This window comes from Campylobacter concisus (assembly GCF_003048555.1).
Classification (GTDB): Bacteria; Campylobacterota; Campylobacteria; order Campylobacterales; family Campylobacteraceae; genus Campylobacter_A; species Campylobacter_A concisus_AO.
In genome coordinates this window covers 21,061-43,974 of the sequence record NZ_PIRR01000012.1, presented here as the reverse complement: position 1 = coordinate 43,974, position 22,914 = coordinate 21,061, and the positions used below count along the sequence as shown (strand labels likewise).

Annotated in this window: 25 protein-coding genes and 1 tRNA gene; 23 read left to right on the top strand and 3 right to left on the bottom strand. The window is 35.1% G+C overall.

The window, feature by feature from the left end; genetic code table 11:
* The first annotated feature begins 56 nt into the window (after positions 1-56).
* Genes CVS92_RS03520 through CVS92_RS03445 form a run of 16 tightly spaced genes read left to right on the top strand, consistent with a single transcriptional unit; the run spans position 57 to position 15,623 of the window.
* Positions 57-1,280, top strand: coding sequence for an argininosuccinate synthase (locus CVS92_RS03520; protein ID WP_107788522.1), 1,224 nt, complete (start codon positions 57-59; stop codon positions 1,278-1,280).
* A 23-nt stretch (positions 1,281-1,303) separates the two neighbouring features.
* Positions 1,304-1,750: a 50S ribosomal protein L9 gene (gene rplI, locus CVS92_RS03515; protein ID WP_054196623.1), complete on the top strand. Its 447-nt coding sequence runs from the start codon at positions 1,304-1,306 to the stop codon at positions 1,748-1,750.
* Positions 1,751-2,284, top strand: a complete 534-nt coding sequence (hslV, locus tag CVS92_RS03510; protein ID WP_002940451.1) for an ATP-dependent protease subunit HslV — start codon at positions 1,751-1,753, stop codon at positions 2,282-2,284.
* Between the two features lie 8 nt (positions 2,285-2,292).
* Positions 2,293-3,615, top strand: a complete 1,323-nt coding sequence (gene hslU / locus CVS92_RS03505; protein WP_107788521.1) for an HslU--HslV peptidase ATPase subunit — start codon at positions 2,293-2,295, stop codon at positions 3,613-3,615.
* Positions 3,612-4,481, top strand: coding sequence for a GTPase Era (era, locus tag CVS92_RS03500; RefSeq protein ID WP_107708505.1), 870 nt, complete (start codon positions 3,612-3,614; stop codon positions 4,479-4,481). Before hslU ends, era begins: the two co-directional genes overlap by 4 nt.
* Before the next feature lie 59 nt (positions 4,482-4,540).
* Positions 4,541-6,061, top strand: coding sequence for a C4-dicarboxylate ABC transporter (locus tag CVS92_RS03495; RefSeq protein WP_107788520.1), 1,521 nt, complete (start codon positions 4,541-4,543; stop codon positions 6,059-6,061).
* Entirely contained in the window at positions 6,058-6,705 is a 648-nt protein-coding gene (locus tag CVS92_RS03490; RefSeq protein WP_087584471.1) for a pilus assembly protein PilO, read from the top strand. The genes CVS92_RS03495 and CVS92_RS03490 overlap by 4 nt, the downstream gene beginning before the upstream one ends.
* Positions 6,705-7,118 carry a hypothetical protein gene (locus CVS92_RS03485; RefSeq protein WP_180381461.1) on the top strand — a complete coding sequence of 138 codons (414 nt, stop codon included), beginning with the start codon at positions 6,705-6,707 and terminating at the stop codon, positions 7,116-7,118. The genes CVS92_RS03490 and CVS92_RS03485 overlap by 1 nt, the downstream gene beginning before the upstream one ends.
* The gene (gene mshL, locus CVS92_RS03480; RefSeq protein WP_107788519.1) at positions 7,096-8,616 is read left to right on the top strand and encodes a pilus (MSHA type) biogenesis protein MshL; all 1,521 of its coding nucleotides are present in this window, start codon (positions 7,096-7,098) and stop codon (positions 8,614-8,616) included. The genes CVS92_RS03485 and mshL overlap by 23 nt, the downstream gene beginning before the upstream one ends.
* Positions 8,609-9,436, top strand: coding sequence for an ATP-binding protein (locus tag CVS92_RS03475; RefSeq protein WP_107788518.1), 828 nt, complete (start codon positions 8,609-8,611; stop codon positions 9,434-9,436). The genes mshL and CVS92_RS03475 overlap by 8 nt, the downstream gene beginning before the upstream one ends.
* On the top strand, positions 9,429-10,307 hold the full coding sequence (locus tag CVS92_RS03470; protein WP_107788517.1) for a transformation system protein: 879 nt from the start codon (positions 9,429-9,431) through the stop codon (positions 10,305-10,307). The genes CVS92_RS03475 and CVS92_RS03470 overlap by 8 nt, the downstream gene beginning before the upstream one ends.
* On the top strand, positions 10,304-10,843 hold the full coding sequence (locus tag CVS92_RS03465; protein WP_107788516.1) for a hypothetical protein: 540 nt from the start codon (positions 10,304-10,306) through the stop codon (positions 10,841-10,843). Before CVS92_RS03470 ends, CVS92_RS03465 begins: the two co-directional genes overlap by 4 nt.
* Positions 10,844-10,852: 9 nt before the next feature.
* Complete coding sequence (locus CVS92_RS03460; protein WP_054196613.1) at positions 10,853-12,604, top strand: GspE/PulE family protein; 1,752 nt, start codon at positions 10,853-10,855, stop codon at positions 12,602-12,604.
* Positions 12,601-13,839 (top strand): type II secretion system F family protein, encoded by a 1,239-nt coding sequence (locus tag CVS92_RS03455; protein WP_107788515.1) that lies wholly within the window; start codon positions 12,601-12,603, stop codon positions 13,837-13,839. The genes CVS92_RS03460 and CVS92_RS03455 overlap by 4 nt, the downstream gene beginning before the upstream one ends.
* Positions 13,840-13,860: 21 nt before the next feature.
* Complete coding sequence (locus CVS92_RS03450; protein WP_103618488.1) at positions 13,861-14,361, top strand: PAS domain-containing protein; 501 nt, start codon at positions 13,861-13,863, stop codon at positions 14,359-14,361.
* A 2-nt stretch (positions 14,362-14,363) separates the two neighbouring features.
* A complete protein-coding gene (locus CVS92_RS03445; protein WP_107788514.1) occupies positions 14,364-15,623 on the top strand; it encodes a methyl-accepting chemotaxis protein in 1,260 nt (419 codons plus the stop codon).
* A gap of 9 nt (positions 15,624-15,632) precedes the next feature.
* Here the strand turns inward: CVS92_RS03445 and CVS92_RS03440 are convergent, their stop codons facing one another.
* The 3 genes from CVS92_RS03440 to CVS92_RS03430 all read right to left on the bottom strand — a co-directional run bounded on the left by CVS92_RS03440 (position 15,633) and on the right by CVS92_RS03430 (position 17,725).
* Positions 15,633-16,127 (bottom strand): SixA phosphatase family protein, encoded by a 495-nt coding sequence (locus tag CVS92_RS03440; RefSeq protein WP_087577026.1) that lies wholly within the window; start codon positions 16,125-16,127, stop codon positions 15,633-15,635.
* Positions 16,127-16,936 carry a ferritin-like domain-containing protein gene (locus CVS92_RS03435; RefSeq protein WP_107788513.1) on the bottom strand — a complete coding sequence of 270 codons (810 nt, stop codon included), beginning with the start codon at positions 16,934-16,936 and terminating at the stop codon, positions 16,127-16,129. The genes CVS92_RS03440 and CVS92_RS03435 overlap by 1 nt, the downstream gene beginning before the upstream one ends.
* Positions 16,937-17,044: 108 nt before the next feature.
* Entirely contained in the window at positions 17,045-17,725 is a 681-nt protein-coding gene (locus tag CVS92_RS03430; protein WP_103641090.1) for an NlpC/P60 family protein, read from the bottom strand.
* A 141-nt stretch (positions 17,726-17,866) separates the two neighbouring features.
* On the opposite strand from CVS92_RS03430, the gene murA reads away from it, so the two are divergent.
* From murA to tmk, 7 genes are all read left to right on the top strand, one after another.
* Positions 17,867-19,135, top strand: coding sequence for a UDP-N-acetylglucosamine 1-carboxyvinyltransferase (gene murA, locus CVS92_RS03425; protein ID WP_107788512.1), 1,269 nt, complete (start codon positions 17,867-17,869; stop codon positions 19,133-19,135).
* Positions 19,136-19,137: 2 nt separating this feature from the next.
* Positions 19,138-20,298 (top strand): molybdopterin molybdotransferase MoeA, encoded by a 1,161-nt coding sequence (locus CVS92_RS03420; RefSeq protein WP_107788511.1) that lies wholly within the window; start codon positions 19,138-19,140, stop codon positions 20,296-20,298.
* Between the two features lie 51 nt (positions 20,299-20,349).
* Positions 20,350-20,424 (top strand) — tRNA-Gly (locus tag CVS92_RS03415).
* A gap of 65 nt (positions 20,425-20,489) precedes the next feature.
* Positions 20,490-21,296 carry a flagellar basal body P-ring formation chaperone FlgA gene (gene flgA, locus CVS92_RS03410; protein ID WP_107788510.1) on the top strand — a complete coding sequence of 269 codons (807 nt, stop codon included), beginning with the start codon at positions 20,490-20,492 and terminating at the stop codon, positions 21,294-21,296.
* On the top strand, positions 21,293-21,844 hold the full coding sequence (locus tag CVS92_RS03405) for a UbiX family flavin prenyltransferase (RefSeq protein ID WP_103599945.1): 552 nt from the start codon (positions 21,293-21,295) through the stop codon (positions 21,842-21,844). The genes flgA and CVS92_RS03405 overlap by 4 nt, the downstream gene beginning before the upstream one ends.
* Complete coding sequence (gene coaD, locus CVS92_RS03400) at positions 21,841-22,311, top strand: pantetheine-phosphate adenylyltransferase (protein ID WP_012001782.1); 471 nt, start codon at positions 21,841-21,843, stop codon at positions 22,309-22,311. The genes CVS92_RS03405 and coaD overlap by 4 nt, the downstream gene beginning before the upstream one ends.
* Before the next feature lies 1 nt (position 22,312).
* The gene (tmk, locus tag CVS92_RS03395; RefSeq protein ID WP_107788509.1) at positions 22,313-22,900 is read left to right on the top strand and encodes a dTMP kinase; all 588 of its coding nucleotides are present in this window, start codon (positions 22,313-22,315) and stop codon (positions 22,898-22,900) included.
* Positions 22,901-22,914 lie beyond the last annotated feature (14 nt).

The window sequence follows — 22,914 nt, the reverse complement described above, 5'->3', positions numbered from 1 at the left end:
ATTAAAGATTAATCAATTTAGGCTAAAATACGACCATTTTCAACAAAAGGACAGCTATGAAAAAAGATGTAAAAAAAGTTGTTTTAGCATACTCTGGCGGACTTGACACAAGTATCATTTTAAAATGGCTTCAAGATGAATATAACTGCGAAGTAGTCACATTTACAGCTGACATCGGCCAAGGCGAGGAGCTAGAGCCTGCACGCAAAAAAGCCCTAGCACTTGGCGTGAAGCCTGAAAATATTTTTATTGAAGATTTAAGAGAAGAATTTGTACGTGATTATGTATTTCCAATGTTTAGAGCAAATGCAGTCTACGAGGGCGAATATATGCTCGGCACATCAATAGCGCGCCCACTAATAGCAAAACGACAAAGCGAGATCGCAAGGCTTGTTGGCGCTGATGGCGTGAGTCACGGAGCAACAGGCAAAGGCAACGACCAAGTTCGCTTTGAACTTGGATACTACGCACTTGGCGACAACCTAACTATCATAGCTCCATGGCGCGAGTGGGATCTAAACAGCCGTGAAAAACTTTTGGCATACGCTGAGAAAAACGGCATAGATATCACCAAAAAACCAGGCAAAAGCCCATACTCAATGGATGCAAATTTACTTCACATCAGCTACGAAGGTCTAGTGCTTGAAGACCCAAGCCACGCACCAGAAGATGATATGTGGAGATGGACAGTAAGCCCCAAAGATGCTCCAGATAAGAGCGAGATCATTGAGATTGGCTATGAAAAAGGCGATCCAGTGAGCATAAACGGCAAAAAAATGAGCCCAGCTGAAATTTTAACTGAGCTAAATCGTCTTGGCGCAAAACACGGCATCGGCAGACTTGACATCGTAGAAAACCGCTCAGTTGGTATGAAGAGCCGCGGCTGCTACGAAACTCCTGGCGGCACGATAATGCTAAAAGCTCACAGAGCGATAGAGAGCATCACACTTGACCGCGGTGCAGCTCACTTAAAAGATGAGATCATGCCAAAATATGCCGAGCTAATTTACAACGGCTACTGGTGGTCACCTGAGCGAAATATGCTCCAAGCCCTTATCGACAAGAGCCAAGAGCACGTAAATGGCTCTGTAAAAGTTGAGCTTTATAAAGGCAACGTGACTATCCTTGGCAGAAGCAGTAAAAATGATAATCTATTTAGCGAGGCATACTGCACATTTGAAGAAGATAGCGTGTATGACCAAAAAGATGCAGAGGGATTTATCAAACTAAACGCGCTTCGCTTCATCATCGCACGCAAAAATGGGCGAAAATTTGACTAAAAATAAAATTTAAAAGGATAAAAATGAAAGTATTATTAATAAAAGATGTAAAGGCGCTTGGTAAAGCTGGCGAGATAAAAGAGGTAAAAGACGGCTACGGCAACAACTTCTTAATCGGCAAAGGCTTTGCAAAAGCAGCTACTCCAGACGTTCTTCGCCAATATGAAGCAGCTCAAAAAAGAAAGGCAGAAGAGCTAAAATATGAGATCGCAAATTTAGAAAAGCTTAAAGAAGAGCTTGAAAAAGTGACAGTTGTCATCAAGAAAACTCTTGGCGCAAATGGCTCGCTTTTTGGCTCAGTTTCAAAAGAAGAGATTGCAGCAGAGCTTGAGAAAACGCATCATTTAGTTGTCGAGAAAAAAGCGATCGACATGGACACTCACCTAAAAGCAGTCGGCCTTTATGACGTTCATGTAAAGCTAGGACACTCGATAAATGCGAGCTTGAAGGTTGATGTGCAAGGAGAATAGATGTTTCATGCGACAACCATCTTAGCCTACAAAGGCAAAAATAAAGCGGTCATCGGTGGCGACGGACAGGTGAGCTTTGGCAACACCGTCTTAAAAGGCAATGCCGTAAAAATTCGCAAAATTCACAACGGCAAAGTTCTAGCTGGTTTTGCTGGTAGCACTGCTGACGCGTTTAATCTTTTTGATATGTTTGAGAAAAATTTAGAGCATACAAAGGGCGATTTGCTAAAGGCGGTTATAGAATTTAGCAAAGAGTGGCGCAAAGACAAGTATCTAAGAAAGCTTGAAGCGATGATGCTTGTGCTTGATAGGGATAAAATTTTCTTACTTAGTGGCACTGGAGATGTTGTAGAGCCAGAAGATGGCAAGATAGCAGCTATTGGAAGTGGTGGCAACTACGCTCTCTCAGCGGCCCGTGCTTTAGATAAATTTGCTGATATCGACGAAGAAGAGCTAGTCAAAGAGAGCCTTAAGATCGCCGGCGAAATTTGCATCTATACAAATACAAACATCAAAACTTATGTTTTAGAATAAGAGAGAAAATGAACTTAACACCAAGAGAAATTGTCAAATTTTTAGATGACTATGTGATCGGTCAAAAGGACGCCAAAAAGATCATAGCGATCGCGCTTCGCAACCGCTACCGCCGCATGAAGCTTGAAAAGAGCTTGCAAGATGACATCATGCCAAAAAATATCTTGATGATCGGCTCAACAGGCGTTGGTAAAACCGAAATCGCAAGGCGTCTTTCAAAGATGATGGGGCTGCCATTTATCAAGGTCGAGGCTAGCAAATATACCGAGGTTGGCTTTGTTGGTCGTGACGTTGAGAGCATGGTAAGAGACCTTGCTATGGCATCATATAATCTCGTAAAAAACGAGCAAAGCGAGAAAAACCAAGACAAAATCAACGCCTACATCGAAGAAAAGATCGTCTCAAAGCTATTGCCACCACTTCCAAAAGGTGCAAGCGAGGAAAAGCAAACAGAATACACTAAGAGCTATGAGAAGATGCTAAATAGGCTAAGAAACGGCGAGCTTGACGAGCTAAGTATCGAGATCGAGGTACAGCAAAACCCGCTTGAAGCTGGCTCAAACGTGCCACCTGACATGGCGCAGATGCAAGAGAGCTTTATAAAGATAATTGGCATCGGCGGTAAAAACATCAAAAAAGAGATGAAGGTAAAAGACGCTAAAAAAGCTCTTCAAAGCGAAGCAAATGATAAAATTTTAGACCTTGAGAGCATAAAAACTGAGGCTTTAAGAAGGGCTGAAAACGAAGGCATCATCTTTATAGACGAGATCGATAAGGTAGCCGTCGGCTCAGGTGGCTCAAACAGGCAGGATCCTAGCAAAGAAGGCGTGCAAAGAGACTTGTTGCCTATCGTTGAGGGCTCTAATGTAAATACCAAATTTGGAAATTTAAAAACGGATCACATTTTATTTATCGCGGCTGGTGCCTTTCATATAAGCAAGCCAAGCGATCTCATCCCTGAGCTTCAAGGGCGTTTTCCACTAAGAGTGGAGCTTGATAGCCTTGATGAGGACGCGCTTTATCAAATTTTAACTCAGCCAAAAAATTCGCTTTTAAAACAATACATCGCCCTGCTCTCAACCGAGAATGTCGAGCTAGAATTTGACGATGAAGCGATAAAAGAGATAGCTAGGATCGCTCATGCCGCAAACGAAAAGATGGAAGACATCGGTGCTAGACGCCTTCATACGGTGATCGAGCGCGTGATAGAAGATATCAGCTTTGAGGCTAGCGAAAAGAGCGGCGAGAAAATAAATGTGACAAAAGAGCTCGTAAAAGAGCGTCTAAAAGATGTTGTCGAAGATCAAGACCTAGCGAGGTATATACTTTGAAATCAGGCTTTGTTAGCATCATAGGACGCACAAATGCTGGCAAAAGCTCATTTTTAAATGCGTTATTAAACGAAAAGATCGCTATCGTCTCGCACAAACAAAATGCAACTCGCAGAAAGATAAATGGCATAGTAATGAATGGTGAAGATCAAATCATCTTCACCGACACACCAGGACTTCACGAGAGCAACAAGGCGATAAATCAACTACTAATTAGTCAAGCGATAAAATCGATGGGAGACTGCGATCTTATCGTATTTTTAGCGCCTATTCACGATAATACCGACGACTATGAGAAATTTTTAGCTCTAAAACCTGAAAAACCACACATACTAGTGCTAACAAAAGTAGATGAGAGCACAAATGCAAAAGTTTTAGAAAAAATTACCCAGTATCAGAAATTTCAAGATAAATTTGCATCTTTGCTTACTTTTAGCACCAAGCAGCCTACCTATAAAAAGCCACTTCTTGATGAAATTTGCAAGCTTTTGCCAGAGCATGAGTACTTTTATGATCCAGAATTTCTTACGCCAACAAACGAGAAAGAAATTTTTAGAGAATTTATACTTGAAGCGATCTATGAAAATTTAAGCGACGAGATCCCATATCTTAGCGACGCAATAATAAAAAGTGTAAAAGAAAAGTCGGGTATTACTGAAATTTATGCAAGCATTATTACAGAGCGTGATATTCATAAGAGTATGATCATTGGCAAAAATGGTGAAACGATAAAACGAATAGGAATTTTTGCAAGAAAGTTAATACAAAATTTAACCGGATCAAAGGTCTTTTTGAAACTCGATGTAATCGTTAAAAAAGGCTGGAGTAAAGAAGAAAAGAGCCTTAATAAAATAATTGGATATTGATTTTTTATTGTAAAAATATTAAAATACAGCCCAATTAGAGCATTATGAGGTAAATTTTTATGTTAAAGCTTAGAAAAATTAACGATAATCCAATCGTTACGCTAAATCCTTATGAATATGAAGGTTTTAGATTTTCTAATAGCAATGTCGATTCGCTAAGTCTCTCAAAGAATATTTTAAAGCGAGACTTTTTTATATCTTATATCGAGTACAAAGATATAATAACAGCTACCATAAACATCTCAAGAACAATAGATGATGAGGATATTGAAAATAATATCTCGATCAAAATTTATGAAGAGCTCTCTCTTGATCCTGCGATTGACTATAAAATAGTTTATTTTGAAAGCAATGTTGAAAAAGAAGACAGAATTTTTAATGTTTTTATTGCCACAAATGAAACGATAAATAAAATATTTAAAAATATTTCTAAAAGAGTACCTTTTATAGATTATGTCGTTGTAGAGCCACTCTTATATAGTGCTATCTACAAAAAGGGCTTACTTCCTAGCACTCAGAGTGATTGTTTTTTGACATTTAGGGCCGATGAAGCATTTATAAGCATTTATGTAAATGGAGAATACCTTACATCAAGAGGTTTAAGATACACACTAAATTATCTAAAAGATAAATTTATAGAGCAAAGCGGCGAAAGAGTAAGCCTAGAAAGCTTTTTAGATATCCTAAAAACAAGAGGACTTTTAGATAGCAATGAAGAAGGCTTTAGCTACGATTTAAATACTGTTTTTGAGGACTATATATTTTACGTAAATGACACGATAAATGTTGTCAATAGAATCTATAGCATAAATATAAAAAATATCTATATTGACTGCGACTATAAAATAGAGCGTTTTGAAAAATTTATCAATACAAAGCTCGGCACAAATGCTACGAAATTAAATACAAGCACTGTAATAAATTCTAAAAATTTAGCCATTAGCGAACGATATAACATGATGGCTTTATATGCAAATTTTTACAAAAAAGAGGCCTTTAATGCCGATTTTAACTTCTCAAATTTACTTAGGCCTGATCCGTTCACAAAGAGAAAAAGCGGTAAATTTATACTGACATGTGCCGCTGCTTTTTGCCTAAGCATGTCCTATCCACTTTATAATTATATAGCTGGCAGTATTTTAGAGGCAGATTCACAAAAGCTAAGTGATGAGCTTGATGTTCTTAATGCACAAGCAGCACAAATAAGAAGTACTCTTGAAAGACTAAAAAAAGATCAAAATGATATAAAGGGATTGACTGACAAAGAGGAAGAGAAGTTAAATTTTAGAAAAGGGTTGCTTCAAGAAATTGAAAATAAAAAAGATCATTACGTAATGAAAGGTTTAAATCTTTTTGAAATTACCGATATGATAAACAACAATAGCGTTTTTATAACAAATATTAAAAATAATGATAAAAATTTAACTGTAACGGTTGTTAGCGATAATGAAAAAAGGATTACGCAGCTAATAAAAGATATCAGCAAGACGCCTAAATATTCAGTAAATACAAAAAAAATTAAAGAAGATAAACAAAATAACGAGTATGAAAGTAATATAAGTATAGAGATTAGACAATGAGACAAGACGTTTTAAGTAAAATAGATAAGTATTTTGACGCAAAAAAACAAAGCGAAACAAATATAATTTTTTTGGGTTCAGCTTTAATTATTATTTATATTGTTTATATGCTTTGTTTTGATCCGTCGCAAGATTTTTATGATGAAAGATTTAATACGCATACTAAAATTAGCAATGATCTTTCAAGAACAAGAGATTATTTAAGATCGACTAGCTCACCTAGTGGGGATAAAAATTTTAAAATAAATGAAGAGTCAAAAATACTTGAAACGCTTAAAGGCAAATATTCTAGCGTTTTAAAATTTAATGCTCATTTTGACTCAAAGCTAAAAGAACTATCGTTTTTATTATTTAACGATCAAAATTGGGCAAATTTCTTAGACAATATCGTATCTTTAGCGAAGCAAAATAATATAAAAATTTTAGAGTTAAAAAGTGATATAAAAGAGCCAAATTTCCAAAAAATTGAGCAAATTTTAAATATTGACTTGACATTTTTGGGAGGTTTTAAAGATATGCTTTCATATATAAATGGCCTTGAAGAATCAAAGCTAGTGGTTGATCTTCATAAAATGGATGTAAATTCTACCCAAAAAGAGCTTGGCGCTAAGATCTCGATATCTGTTTGGGGGATGAAATACTAATGAAAATAAAAATTTTATTGGCTTTTTTATTTTTAAATATTGCTTTTGCTAATCAGCTTCAAGAGGAAATGGATTCTTATGATAAAATTTTTGAAAAAATAAAGGAAAAAAGAAGCGGTCTTAGCGATATTGAGCTTTCTAGTATAAAAAATCCTTTTAAGCAAGAGCCTATCAAGACGGTAACAGATCAAAATTTATCAATTATCACTCAAGCTTCAAAAGGGCTTAGTTTAAAAGCAATTTTATTAAACAAAGCAAATATTGATTCCAAATGGTATGCTGTCGGTGATATTGTTGATGGTTACAAAATAGCTAACATTACTAAAAATAGCGTTTTTTTAGTAAAAGGCGATGAGAAACAAGAGCTAATTTTAAAAAATGGAAGTAAAAATGTTGAGATTAAGATTAAATAAAATATTAATAATGGGTGCACTCATTTGCTTAAATATGAATTATGCTAGTGCTAATGAGAGTAGTTGTTTAAGCAAGAATTTTAATATGAAAATTTCAGATGATGTTGCGCTAGTAGATGTGTTAAATCAGCTTTCAGAAATGTGTAACTTTAGTATTGTTGCAAAGGATACTTATAGCAAAACAGAGCTAAAAGATAAAGTTTTTGGTGTTAATATCAGAAATATGAGTCTTAGCGAAGTTTTCGACCTACTTTTAAGTGAGAAAAATTTAAGCTACGAGTTTTCAAATAATGTATTAAAAATTTCATCTTTAAAAACTCAAATTTTTAAACTAGATTATATAACTTCTATTAGAGAAGGAACTGCTGTCACCCAAGCTTCAGTGGATGCTACTCCATCTGAAATTTCTAGTGGTTCAAGTAGTAGCGATAATTCCCAAGATGATAGTTCTCAAGGCTCAAGCAACCTTATAAAAACTACTGAAAGGTTTGACTTTTGGGAAAAACTAGATGCTGAGCTTAAAGCTATTTTAAATAATAGTAGCGAACATATCACAGCGCCTGATCCTATCATAAATCAAAATGCAGGTCTTATCACTGTTACAGCTACCCCTTCTCAACTTAAGCGAGTTGAGAAGTATATAGATGAAATGCAAAAAAGACTAAAAAAACAAGTAATTATTGATGTTTCTATTATCTCAGTTGAGTTAAATAATGAATACAAACAAGGCGTTGATTGGAGTAAATTTGAACTTGGATTTAATACATACATTGGTAATTCAAGAAACAATCCGAGCTCAAGTGCAACTTGGACAAATAAAGGCAATAGCCTAAGCGATGGATTTGGACGTACATTAAATATCGCAGCTAATTTAAATTTTAGCCTTGATGGAATGATAAATTTTCTTGAAACAAATGGAAAGACAAAGGTTATATCAAGTCCAAAAGTAACAACACTTAATAATCAGCAAGCGCTAATCTCAGTTGGTGATAACATAAACTACCGTGTTCAACAAAAGACTGACAATGGAAACAGCAATAGCGATAGGTTGACAACCACTTACAAACAATACTCTGTTTTTATAGGCATATTATTAAATTTACTACCAGAAGTCTCTGATAATAATAAAATCATGCTTCGAATCAATCCATCGCTTAGTAACTTTAAATACGCTGAAGACGACACAAGACAAAATGCGTTAAGAGAGATTGCTCCAGATACAGTGCAAAAGAAGCTTTCAACCGTTGTTCAAGTTGATAGCGGTGATACTATTATTCTTGGTGGATTAATAGGCCAGACAAAGGGTAAAAATAATACTTCTGTGCCTCTTCTTTCTGACATCCCACTTATAGGTGGCGTCTTTAAAAGTACAAGAGACAATATAAAAACAACAGAGCTTATCTTTGTCATCACTCCTCATGTAGTTGATTTTGACAAAAAAAAGCCACTTAATCAATCATTAAAAGACTTAGGTTTTTCTAAAACGATCTATGAATAATAAGAATATTTATACAGATATAAAAGATATCTTTATCAACGAAGACGAAGTAGCTGATTTTGTTAATCTAGATAACTCAATCACTTGTTACAATAAGATCGTCTCGGCTCTAAAAAAGCCATTAAAGCTTATACTTTTTTATGGCAAGCCTGGCAGTGGAAAGACTTTTTTGTTAAACAAGATAGCCTCTGATCTTCAAAAGGATAAAAAATTAATTTTTTTCCCGCATCCTTTTTTTAGCGAGGCTACATTTATAGAAGCTCTTTGTGAAGATATATACGGAAATAAACTTGATAATATAAATAATTTTGAAAGTTTTGTCGCACACTACTCAAAAGAATTTAAAAATAAAGATGAAATTTTACAAAACCAAATAGTTGTCATCTTGGATGAAGCGCAACTTTATCCTACTGAATTGATCGAAAAAATAAGGCTGATGGCCGATACAAGATTATTTAAATTTCTATTTACGATTCATAAAACTGAAAATGAAGATGTGTTAGCAAAAGACTATTTTCAAACTAGAATTTGGGAGAGTATAGAGCTTGGAAGTGCAAACACGAATGAAATCATAGTCTATTTGCAAAGAAAAATAGGACAAAAAGGCTACGATAAATACCTAAATTTTCATAAAAAAGACTATGACAAAGCCTATGAGCTTTGTTGCGGAAATCTACGCACACTAAATAAAATTATGTATAAATTTTATGAAATTTGTGAATATTACGAACAAAACCAGCCATCAAAATTAAGTAGCGAGGACGCAAATATTAAAATTTTAACAATGTCTGCACTTGATACAGGAATAATTCATGCTTGAATTACAAGAAATTCAAAGGTTAGAAAAGCTCTATGAAGAGTACGAAAAAAAGAATAAAAATAGCTTTTTAAAATTGTTATCACATAAAAAGCTAGGCCTTTTAATAATTATGATCTTGCTAATCGCTTTTATTTTTGGTGCTTTTTTATTTTTCTCAAATGCTAAAAACAAAAAAGAGACAACCAATACTCCAACTTTAGTTGAGAAAAATTTGACGATACAAAAAGATATAAAAGAAAAGAACACAACCTTTACTGAAACTAATGTCAGTAAAAATATTTTAGAAGATGGCAAACAAAAAAGTGAGCAGGCAAAAGAGAGATTTGAATCAGATAAAAAACAAGATGAGCTCGCTGAGAAAATAGCTAAAAAGCTAGAACAATCCATAAAGCTAAATGAAGATAATAAAGAGCAGGCATCAGATAAAAAACAAAGAAATGGTGGCGGTTGGCTAAAGCTAAATTTACCAACTGAAAATGAAAATATACAAAATGGGCAGCCTCTACCAAATGAAGAGATAATAGAATTAGAACCAAAGACAAAGCCAAAAATTGATATTCAAATTTCAAGTGAAAATAATGAAATTTCTATGCTAAAAGAAGATTTTAATAAAAATAAAAATCCAGAAATCGCCCTTAAAATAGCAAGAAAATGCTATCAAGATAAAAGATACAGTGACACTATAAAATGGGCACTATCGGCAAATAATTTAGATAGTAGCATTGAGGAGTCTTGGGTTATGTTTGCTAAGGCAAAATATATGCTAAAACAAAAAGATGACGCATTGCGTGCATTAGAAGAATATAATAAAAATAAAAATAAGCTAGAAATAAATGAGCTAATAAATAAGATAAAAAGTGATACGTTGTGAAATTTTTGCTTGTTATATTTTTATCATTAAATGCCTTTGCGCTTGGGGCGGCTGATATTAAAAGTTATTTTGAAAAAGCTGAATATTCTAAAATTTGTAATCAAAAAATACAAGATCTTTTAAAAGATTCACAAAATGAAGAATTTCTTAATATCTTTGGCATATCTTGTTTAAAAACAAATGATATAGATAGGCTTGCTCTTCCAGCAAGCAAACTATCAAAAACACAAAGTTCAAGAGAGAATGCAGCATATTTTGCTGATATATTGCTTAAAAAAAAGCTATTGCTTCATGCTATCTTGGATGGGGCTGATATAAGCTATATTAGGCTTCCAAAGAGCGATTATATTCTTTCATTTATATTTGATAAATTTGTCAAAAAAGAATACATTGAGGAGCTTGGTGTATTCATTTTTGAAGAGCCAAATTCAGATACAAGATATGAGCTTAGTGCAATCGTTGGCTCAAATTTTGCAAAAATGATTTTAAAAATTTTTAAAAATGACGATCTTACTTCGCAGATTGAGTATAGATAAAGAGAAGAGATGAATAATTTAGAAAATTTAACGCTAAAAACATTAGAGCAACTTAATAAACTAAATGATGAGCAAATTTTAAAGATTATAGAGATAAAAAAGATAAACGAAAAAAGTCTTTTGGCTATTTTGCTTGAAGAAAATATGCTAGAGGAAGAGATTTTTTTTGAAATTCTATCTGATATTTATAGAAGAGGACACACTGACATTGATGAAATTTCGACTAGTCTTCAGATAGATCAAAAGCGCTTTATTCAATATGTGTGCGATAAATTTAAAATCACATTTTTTGATCTTGATGACATAGATATCGACTACCGTATCAGTGAAAAGCTAAGCACCTCGCAGCTAAAATCATATAACGCTATCCCAGTAAAAGAAGATGAGATAAGCGTTTATGTAGCTTTTAAAAATCCTTTTGATGTGATCATTCAAGATAAAGTTCAAAATTTATTTAACAGAAAGCTATTAAAAGTAGCTTGCGCCGATCCAGCCCAGATAGAAAAATATATAAACAAAATAGCTCTTAATGAAAGCATAAAGGACGTTATTACAGAGATTAGAAAAGAGCTTTCAAGCTCTAGCAGCCAAGGACAAAGCACAGAAAGCTCTGGAATTTTAAAGCTAATTGAGATAATTTTAAAAACATCTATTCAAAGCAGAGCGAGCGATATTCACATCGAGCCAACCGAGACAAACTGCATCGTAAGAAGCAGGATAGATGGCATGCTAAGCGAGACATTTATATTTGATAAAGATATCTATCCGCCGATGGTAAGCCGTATGAAGCTACTTTCAAACATGGATATCGCGGAGCGCCGCCGCCCACAAGATGGTAGATTTTCAGCTCAAATTTTAGATAAAGAGTACGATTTTCGTATCTCTACACTACCTATTTTAAACGGCGAAAGCATAGTTTTAAGAATTTTGGACAAATCAAAAGTTATCATAAACATTGAAGACCTCGGTATGCATCCAGATAACTTTGCTAAATTTAAAAAGAGCATGAAAGCTCCTTATGGCATCATCCTAGTTACTGGTCCTACAGGATCAGGAAAAACGACTACACTTTATGGCGCATTAAATGATATAAAAAGTGTAAAAACTAAGATTATTACTGTTGAAGATCCGGTCGAGTATCAGCTAAATATGATCCAACAAGTACATGTAAATGAGAAGGCTGGGCTTACTTTTATCTCAGCTCTTCGCTCTATTTTAAGGCAAGATCCAGACATTATTATGATAGGTGAGATCAGAGATCAAGAGACGCTTAGAATCGCGATTCAAGCGGCACTAACTGGTCACTTAGTCTTTTCTACACTTCATACAAACGACGCTATTAGCGCTCTGCCTCGTATGGTTGATATGGGTATTGAGCCATATTTAGTAAGTGGTGCACTAGTTTGCATTGAGGCTCAAAGGCTTGTAAGAAAGCTTTGCCCGTATTGCAAACAAAAAGTCACGCTATCTCAAAAAGCTCTTGATGAGATCAAGAAATTTCTTCCCGAAGATTATCAATTTTATAAAAGCGTGGGTTGCCAGCACTGCTCACAAACCGGATATCTAGGGCGTGAAATGATAAGTGAGATATTATCTATCAGCGATCACATAGCAAGTATCGTAGCAAATAACGCTTCAAAAGAAGAGCTTAAAAAGGCTGCCTATGACGAAGGCTTTATAGATATGTTCCATGATGGCGTTATACGTGCAGCAAATGGTGTAACAACAATCGAAGAAGTATATAGAGTTGCCAAGATATGAAATTTTATGAAATAGAATATATAAAAGATGGCAAACGCCAAAAGATGAGCCTAAAGGCCAATAGCAAAAATGATGTAAAAAATCGTGCAAATATTCAAGGCATGATAGTAAAGATCAAAGAAACTCAAGTTTCAAGTATCAACAATGATTTTTTGGACTTGCAAGAAAAATTTAATAAAATATTCTCTTCTTCAAAAGTAAAAATTCCAGCTCTAGTTGCTACCATAAGGCAACTTAGCGTTATGACTAATGCTGGTATATCAATACATGATGGCATAAAAGAGACAGCAAATGCTACCGAGGATAAAAGGCTAAAAATAATATTTCAAACATTAGATGAAGACCTAAATCAAGGTGCAAGCTTAACTCAAAGTATAGAAAATTTTCAAGAAGAGCTAGGCGATGTCACTGTTGCCATGGTAAGGCTTGGAGAGAGCACTGGTAATATGGCTGATGCATTATCAAAGCTAGCTTCTATCTTGCAAGAAGTCTGGTATAACCAGCAAAAATTTAAAAAAGCTATAAGGTATCCAATAACCGTAATATGCTCTATAATTTTGGCTTTTATTGTGCTTATGACATCAGTTGTTCCACAATTTCGAGAAATTTTTAGCCAGCTTAATGCCGACCTCCCCCTTCCTACTAAAATTTTACTAAACATTGAATACATAATGAGCAATTACGGCATATATATAATAGTTGTTCTTGTTGCATTTGCTTTTTTGCTAAAAAAGCAATATTCAAATGATGAAAATTTTAGGGATAAGGTCGATAGATACCTACTAAAAGTCTATCTTGTGGGCAAAATAATATTTTTTGCAAATATGAGTAGATTTAATCTAATCTTTACAGAGCTTGTTCGTGCTGGACTTCCTATCGCTGATGCGCTAGATACTGCCGTTGTAACTGTTTCAAATCAAGACATAAGAAATAAACTAACTGCTGTAAAAGTGCTGGTTGGCCGTGGCATAAGCTTAACCGAGGCCTTTAGGCAAACTGGACTTTATGAGGGTATGCTTATACAAATGATAGGTGCTGGCGAACAAAGTGGTAGCTTAGATGACATGACACAAAAGGTTACTGATTATTATAGAGTGAAATTTAATGATATTATTGATAATATTTCAAACTATATTGAGCCGATACTACTAATATTTATCGCAGCTATGGTGCTTTTGCTCGCCCTTGGTATATTTATGCCAATGTGGGATATGGCAAAAGCTGTTAAAAATTAAATCTATATTTAAAGGAGTAAAATGTCTATAGAAAAAGAATATGGCGTTGATGAGAACGCATTTTTAGTTTCAAAAACGGATACAAAAGGAAGGATTACTTATTGCAACGAGCCTTTTTTAAATATCGTAGGAGTAAAACAAGGTGATCTCTTGGGAAAACCGCACAATATAATAAGGCACACTGATATGCCAAGAGTTATTTTCAAGCTACTTTGGGAACGTATACAAAATAAAGAGGAAATTTTTGCCTTTATTAAAAATAAAACTCTCAATGGTGGATTTTACTGGGTATTTGGTAATATCACAGCCTCGCTTGATCAACAAGATAATATCGTTGGATACTATTCTGTTAGACGTAAGCCAAATGCAAAAGCGATAGAGATCATAAAACCACTTTATGCAAAATTACTTGAGCTAGAACGAGATGGCGGTATTGAAGCATCTAAAAAATATTTATTAAAATTCTTAGAAGAAAAATCAACAAGCTATGATGAATTTATAAACAACTTGCAAAGGTTCTAGATATGTTTAAGAAAAAATCAAATGCAATAAATGAGATTTTAAGTGTTGTCAAATCGGCAAGAAATGGCATACTAGAGCCTCGCATTGTAAATGTTGGAGAAAAGGACGAGATGTATGAAGTCGCCCTTGGCATAAATGATTTGCTAGATCAAGTTGAAGCGCTTCAACGTGAAATTTCAACCTCAGTCCAAGCTGCACAAAACTCAAAAACATATAGAAATATATTTGTAGAAGGGTTTAGAGGCGCATTTAAAAGAAATGCCATATCTATGAGTAATGGAGTCATTGGTATAAAAGAAGGACTAAAAAGTAAAATCAGAGGTCTTCTCTCAAGTGAGCTTGATAAACTTGGAAACGGCATAAATGGCATAAATGATGTAAGAGATGATCTAAATGAAAGTATCAAAAATTTAAGCCAAACAGCAACAGATGCTGGACAAACCGCACAAATAGCAAGAGAAAATATGTCAAACATCGCCGAGCTTAGTCAAAACATGGGAGAGCTTGATGGTCTAGTACAAAGCTGCTCAAATGCTACTGGCATGCTAAGCACTAGGGCTTCTGAAATAAGCTCTGTTTTAAATTTAATAAAAGATATTGCCGATCAGACAAATCTGCTTGCTCTTAATGCCGCCATTGAAGCTGCTCGTGCAGGAGAGCACGGACGTGGTTTTGCGGTAGTTGCTGATGAGGTAAGAAAGCTAGCTGAAAACACACAAAAAGCCGCAAGCGACATAGAAGTCAATATAAAAACACTTCAGCAAGAGGTAAATGATATCGATGAAAATTCTAAAAAAATCGATGAAATTTCTAAACTAACAACACAAAATGTAGAAAATTTCAAAAAGGTATTGAGCGAGTTTAATGCAAACGCACAAAATACCGCTCAAACATCAAAATATGTCGAAAATAAAACCTTTGCCATAATCGCAAAAATTTCGCAAATCGCTTACAAAACCAAAGTGTACTCTGACCTTATAAACGAGCAAGGATACAGTGAGGAAATACGTAATTTAGCGCAGAGCCTGCTAGACTGGTATGAGAACGAGAGCATAAGTGAACACAAACAAAACAAAAATTTTGATAAGTCAAAAGAGCTTACATCGTCGCTAAATAATGAAATCAAGCTCTTGCTCGAGAAGTCGGCCTCTGGCTATAATGAACAAAATTTAAATTATTTTGTTGATAAGTCTAAAAAAATAGAAGATCTAAGCAAGCAAATTTTTACTTCATATAACGAAATTTTTAAAGATAAAAACTAAAGTGTTAAATTATCTTTGATGTTTTTTGGGGTGGTCAAAAAATAATGCTTTTGCACCACCCTCTTTTAACTCACTAAATTTACATCCAAACTCAACGCAAAATATTCCAGAAGTTGGGATATTGTCTATTGATGAATCGCTTAAATACTCGCAAATTTCAGTTATGCTTGGGTTGTGCGTGATGATAAAAATCTCATCCAAACTCTCATCTATATTTTTGACAAATTTTAAAAGATCTTCAAAACTTATATCATAAAGCTCATCTATAAGACTGGTCTCTTCTTTAAATTTTAAAGTTTTAGCGATAATCTTTGCCGTTTGCTCGCATCTTTTGGCACTACTGGAAAAGATAGCCCCTGGCATCACATCATACATTTTTAGTCTATTTGCCATAAATTTAGCGTCTTCTTTGCCTTTTTGACTAAGCTCCCTTAAGGCATCTTTAGCTCCGTCCTTATTCTCATCAACCGCTTTTGAATGTCTTATGAAATAAATTTTACTCACTATCTCTCCTTTGAGAAATTCTTTATCAAGCAAAGCTCTTCTTTGCTAAATCCAGCTTTTAAGCGATCTTGTTCATTGATCTCTCTAACATTTTTAAATGAATTTGGATATAAACTTAAGATAATGCCAAAGTAGCTATTTTCGTCAATGCCCTCTTTTTTACAGGCAAATTTAAACCACTTATCGCCCTTATAAACGTGAGAAACTTCCTCTTTTAATATGACTTTTAGGCACTCTATTAGCTCTTCTTGCCCGCCCTCGCCTTCAAGCCTTTTTATGATATGAGCATTTGCATCAAGCCCATTTGCCTCCATATATCTTGGCAGTAGCGCCATACGGCTAGTTAGACTATCTGAAGTCTTTTGAAGTGCGATAAAAAGCCCATCATGCACACTTAGCTCGCCGTATCTACCGCCCTGCTTTAAGAGCAAATTTTCTATCATGCAAAAGTGTCTGATCTCATCTTCAGCCACTTCTAGCCAGTCTTCATAAAATTCTCTTGGCAAATTTCTAAATCTATAACAAGCATCAAGCGCGATGTCAATAGCACTAAATTCAATATGAGCTACCGAGTGGATAAAATTTAAATTTTTATCCTTTGGCTTTACTTTTTTGTTTAGCTCTTTCATGCTAACTACTTCACAAAATTTTGCATAGCTAGGCGTTATTAGCTCGTTTGGTTTAGAGCTTTCGTAAAAATTTATATTAAAATCTCGTTTAAATTTCTCATAAAATAGCTCAAATTTTAAAAATTTAAGCCCAATCTCGTCTTCATTTAAAATTTCCCAAATTTCATCAAAAAAATTCATATTTTCTCTTTATTTAAATCTGTATTTACGAGTGTAAATTTATATAAATAATGCTTAAAATTTGAGCCTAGTATTTGTTTTAAAAGGTTTTTAGTAAAAATTTCTGATTTATTTTGCTTTGCCATATCCAGCAAATCTATTTGCTGCCAAGCAACTTGAGTTTGAACACCTTACAAGGTAGCTATTTATCTCTTGGTTTCCTTTTAGATGCACATTTTTTTGTTTTAGATTCATATAGCTATGAATTATCTTTCCGCCAGAATTATGTATAAATTTTACTGTCTCATCGCCAAGCACAGCCGTAACTATGCCAACATGAGTAATATTTTTCTTATCTTTATTTTTCTGAACGCCCTTACCAAGAGTATTTGAGAAAAATACAAGATCACCTATTTTTGGATTTTTATGAGTAATTAAATTCTTACTTTCATAAAAATTATAGATCGCTTTTGACTTTCTACCGCCATTATCGTAGTAGCGATTTATTGTCTTTTCATCAAAATACATATTTTGATACTTTGCATTTACGATAGAAACGAATCCTGAGCAATCACCGCCAGCTCTTGTATTTAGGTATTTTTTAAAAAAAGAACCAAATTTTTTATCTTCTCTATCATTATCTTCATCTATGATTTCACCAATCATTTGCTCACTAAAATCAACACTTGAAGTTACGGTTTGATTTGTTTCATTTTGCGGAGTTGTCGGTTGATTAGAATTAAAAGAACAACCTGTAAAAAATATAATGCTAAGTATAAAAAAGATTTTTTTATTTATTGAATTTGACATATTTATATCCAAAAATTTTAGTGTTTGCAATTTTAACTTTTAAACGTAAATGAACCGGAAATAGTGCTTTGCTTTCTTTATTCTAAGTTAAAAAGCAATATAATATCGGCAAAAAACATATTTTCTTAAGGCAAAAAAACAATGATGCACTATTTAAAGATAAAAGGAAATGCCAAATTAAGTGGCGAAGTAAAAATAAGCGGTGCCAAAAATGCTGCTCTACCGATCATCGCCCTAACCTTACTTGCAAAAAAAAGTGTAAATTTAACAAATATCCCAAATGTCGCTGATATAAAAACGCTTTGCCAACTGCTAACTAACCTAGGAGCAAAGTGCGAATTTAAAGATAAAAACTCACTAAGTATAGACACAAGCTGTGTAAGCTCGACGACTGCAAATTATGATATCGTTAGAAAGATGAGAGCATCAATCTTAACTCTTGGACCGCTTCTTGCACGTTTTGGCCACTGTGAAGTGAGCCTACCTGGAGGATGTGCGATCGGACAAAGACCTATCGATCTGCATCTAAATGCGCTTGAAAAAATGGGAGCAAATATCGAAATAAAGCAAGGCTACGTCGTCGCAACAGCACTAAATGGCCTAAAAGGCGCAAAGATCGTCTTTGATAAGATCACCGTAACTGGCAGCGAAAATATCATCATGGCTGCAGCTCTAGCGCACGGCACGACAGAGCTTTTTAACGTAGCGCTTGAGCCTGAAGTGGTGCAAATTTGTGAAATTTTGGCTAAGAGTGGCGTTAAAATAGAAGGCATCGGCACAAGTGAACTAAAGATAACTGGAAGTGGCCAAAAATTACTTGAAATTTGCGAAATTGAAGTAATCCCTGATAGGATCGAGGCTGGCACATACCTTTGTGCTGGAGCTATAACAAATAGCAAAATTTCAGTCACAAAGGCAAATGCATCCCATATGACGGCTATTTTAAATAAATTTGAAGAGATGGGCTTTGGTATCGAAGTAGACGGCGATAAGATCACGATATTGCCAGCAAAAGAGATAAAACCAGTGGAGATAAGAACCACCGAGTATCCGGGCTTTCCAACAGATATGCAAGCTCAATTTATGGCGCTTTGTCTTGCAGCAAATGGCGTTAGCACGATAGATGAGAGACTTTTTGAAAACCGCTTTATGCATGTTAGTGAGCTTGCTAGAATGGGAGCAGATATTAAATTAAATGGACATATCGCAAGCGTTTATGCACCAGCTAAGCTAAATGCAGCCGATGTGATGGCGACAGATCTTAGAGCTAGCTCAGCGCTGATACTAGCTGCTCTTATAGCAAATGGCGAAAGCTTGGTACATAGAATTTATCACCTTGATAGAGGATATGAAAATTTAGAAGAGAAATTTCAAGGCCTTGGTGCAAATATTATTAGGCTTGAGGAGTAAAAATGCTACTAAATGATGCATTAGATGCGCTTAAATCTAAGTTCAAATTAAAAATAGATAGTGAAATTTTACCTATCAGCATGGCTCTTGGTAAAACATTGGTAAATGATGTAGTGGCGGTAAAAGACTTGCCATGTTTTGATAACTCTGCACTTGATGGCTTTGCTGTGAAATTTGAAGATAAAGACAAGCCATATAAAATAGTTGCAAGTGCCTTTGCAGGCGATAAAGAGCAGCTAAGCATTGGCAAAAATGAGTGCGTTAAGATAATGACTGGTGCGAAGATGCCAAAGGGTGCTGATACGATCATAAAGATTGAGGATTGTGTTGTTGATGGAAATTTTATAAAAGCACCAAATAATCTTAAAAAAGGTGATGGGTATCGCTTTAAAGGCGAAGAGGTAAAGATTGGTGAAATTTTGCTAAAAAGTGGCGAGGTTATAAACACTAGAGGCATAATGATGTTAGCAGCACAGGGCATAAGTTTTATAAATGTAAAAAAACAGCCTAGTGTTGGAATTTATTCAAGTGGAAATGAGATCATAGAGCCTTGGCAAAGAGCGAGCGAGGATGAAATTTACAATGCAAATGCTTTTGGCATCGCTGCACTTTTAAGGTATATTGGACAAGATAGCTCATATCTTGGCATCATAAAAGATGAGCTAAGTGCTGTCAAACAGGCATTTCTAAATGCCACAAATTACGACATTATTATCTGCTCTGGCGGAGCAAGCGCTGGTGAGGCTGACTTTATGAAAATAGCTCTAAGTGAGCTTGGATACAATGAAATTTTTTCACATATTGATATAAGACCTGGCAAACCTTGCAAGGCTTATGAAAAAGATGGCAAACTTATTTTTGTCCTTCCTGGAAATCCAATGGCAGCTTATGTTTGCATGATGATGCTTGTTTTGCCTCTTTTAAAAGAGGATTGCTTTGTGATGCAAAATGCTACAAATGCACAAAATTTAAAGGTAAAATCAGGCAGGATCAATGCCATTTTTGGAAATATTGAAAATGATAAATTTATAGTAACAAATGGTGGAAAATACGGCTCTGGCATGATAGATCATATTTTAAAAAGCACTTTTATGTTTTTAACTAGCCCAGATCAAAGCAAAATTTTGCAAAATAGTGAAATTTCTCTTATAAAACTTCCATAAAATCTTGACAAATGAAAAACAATCTGATAGAATGCGGACTTCATTTTAACTGCGGGAATAGCTCAGGGGTAGAGCACAACCTTGCCAAGGTTGGGGTCGCGAGTTCGAATCTCGTTTCCCGCTCCATCTTTTTTATACTCTTTTTTTTATTTTCCACAAAACTTTTTGCAAATGAAGTCAGCATTTATCCAATGTATTGCGTTCTAAATGATCAAATTTCACTTAGTACTTTTGGCTTTGATGGCGAAGACAATGAAATTTTAAACCTAGAGGGCAAAAGAGCAGCCAAGATAGATAGCAAAAAACTCTATGAAATTCTAACAGCAAATTTTAAAACATATAATGACAAAAGCGGTGGAAGCGTTGCTTTTGTGAAAAACTGCTCTATTATGGATGAGATTCAAATGCAATTTTTAAGATCAATTAGCGATGAATATCCTGGTATCAGCATAAGTGATCTTAGCATTAGCCCACAAAATAAGCTTCCAACAAATTTCAAAGAGCTCGTCCTAAAAAATATCTTTTTAGGTGATCAAAATAGTCAAAAAGGTACATTTAGAGCATCATTTGAGGATGTTGATCTGAGTCTAAAAAGTATCTATTTTAAATTTAGCTTTAACGCTAAGATGCCAGCCTTTATAGCAATAAATTCAATGAATACAAACCATATTTTAAGCCTGCTTGACTATCAGCCAACGATGATTGAGTTTGGCAAATGGCCAAAAGATGCACTTTCTAGCTCAAATAGCTTGGCTCTTATAACAAAAGTGCAGATAAAAAGCGGTGAAATTTTAACCAAGCGTCAGTTTAACGCCATAAGCTTAGTAAAAAAAGGCCAAATGCTAAATGCAGTTTTGAGCGAGGATGGCGTTAAGATAATAGCTGAAGTAAAGGCACTTGAGGATGGAAATTTAGGTGATATGATAAAGATAAGAACAAAAGATAATAAAATTTTACAGGCCACAGTTTCAGGCAAAGATGAGGCAGTAATAAGATGAAAAAGATAGTATTTGCAGCCACTGGAGCAAGTGGGGCTGGACTCTTTTTAAAGCTTGTCAAGGCTGCCAAAGATAGTTGCGAGGCGCACGTCATAGTTAGTAAAAATGCCATGAAGGTTTTGGAGGCTGAAGAAAATTTGAAGCTAAATTTAAATGATCTTGGCGTGAAAATTTATGATGATCAAGACCTTAGCGCAGGCCCAGCGTCAGGCTCATTTGGTGTTGAAGCAATGATCATAGCACCCTGCTCTACCAACACGCTAGCAAAAGTTGCAAATGGCATAAGCGACACGCTCATCACAAGAGCCGCAAGTGTCGCGCTAAAGGAGAGGCAAAGGCTAGTTTTGGGAGTTAGAGAGATGCCGTTTTCTACGATCACGCTTTCACAGATGCAGTTTCTCTCATCTCTTGGAGCTACCATCGCGCCGCCGGTTTTAGGCTACTACGCAGGCATAAAGAGCCTTCAGGAAGTGGAAAATTTCATCATCGGCAAGTGGCTTGATGCCTTAAAAATCGAAAATAATCTTTACAAAAGGTGGCAAATTTGAAAAAATCTTGCATCTATCCAGGGACATTTGACCCCATTACAAACGGCCATTTGGACGTTATAATAAGGGCAACAAAAATTTTTGACAAGGTAATCGTCGCAGTTGCAAAAAGTGACAGCAAACAGCCGATGTTTGCACATGAAAAACGCATAGAGATGGCAAAAGAGGCAGTTTGCGAGCTAAAAAACGTAAGCGTTCTTGGCTTTGATAACTTGCTTGTTGATTTTGCTAAATCGCACGGCATAAACACCGTCATCAGGGGACTTCGTGCGGTTAGTGACTTTGAATACGAGCTACAAATAGGCTACGCAAACGCTGCACTCTGGGACGAATTTGAGACGGTTTATCTTATGCCAAGTTTAAATAACGCCTTCATCTCAAGCTCGATCGTCCGCTCAGTCTTGCGCCACGACGGCGATGTGAGCAACCTAGTGCCAGCAAAAATTCTTAAAAATTTAAAGGCGTAAAATGTATGTTTTGTTTGAAGGCATTGACGGCGTTGGTAAGAGCACGCAGATAGAAATTTTAGCTTCTAAATTTAGTGACGCCATCGTCACAAAAGAGCCAGGTGGCACGCAGCTTGGTGAAAATTTACGAGAAATTTTACTAAGCTCAAACATAAAAATAGGCAAAAGGGCTGAAATTTTACTCTTTTTAGCTGATAGGGCTGAGCATTTTGAAAAGCTAGTCGCTCCAAATTTAAATAGGCTCATTTTAAGCGACAGGGGCTTTATCTCTGGCATCGCCTATGCTTTGGCAAATGATGAAAATTTAGATGAAAACGTACTTTTAGAACTTAATAAATTTGCGTTAAATGATAAATTTGCAGATAAGATAGTTTTTTTTGAAGCAAGCCATGAGCTTATAAGCGCACGGCTAAAAAATAGAGGCACAAGCGATAAGATCGAGGCTCGTGGGCTAGAGTATCTTTTAAAAGTGCAAAGTCTAATGAAGCAAATTCTTATCAAAAATGGCTTTGAAACGCTTTTTATAGACGCGTCTAAAAGCATAGAGCTAATTTCAAAAGAGATAGAAAATTTTATAAATTTTAAGTAAAATCACAAAAAATA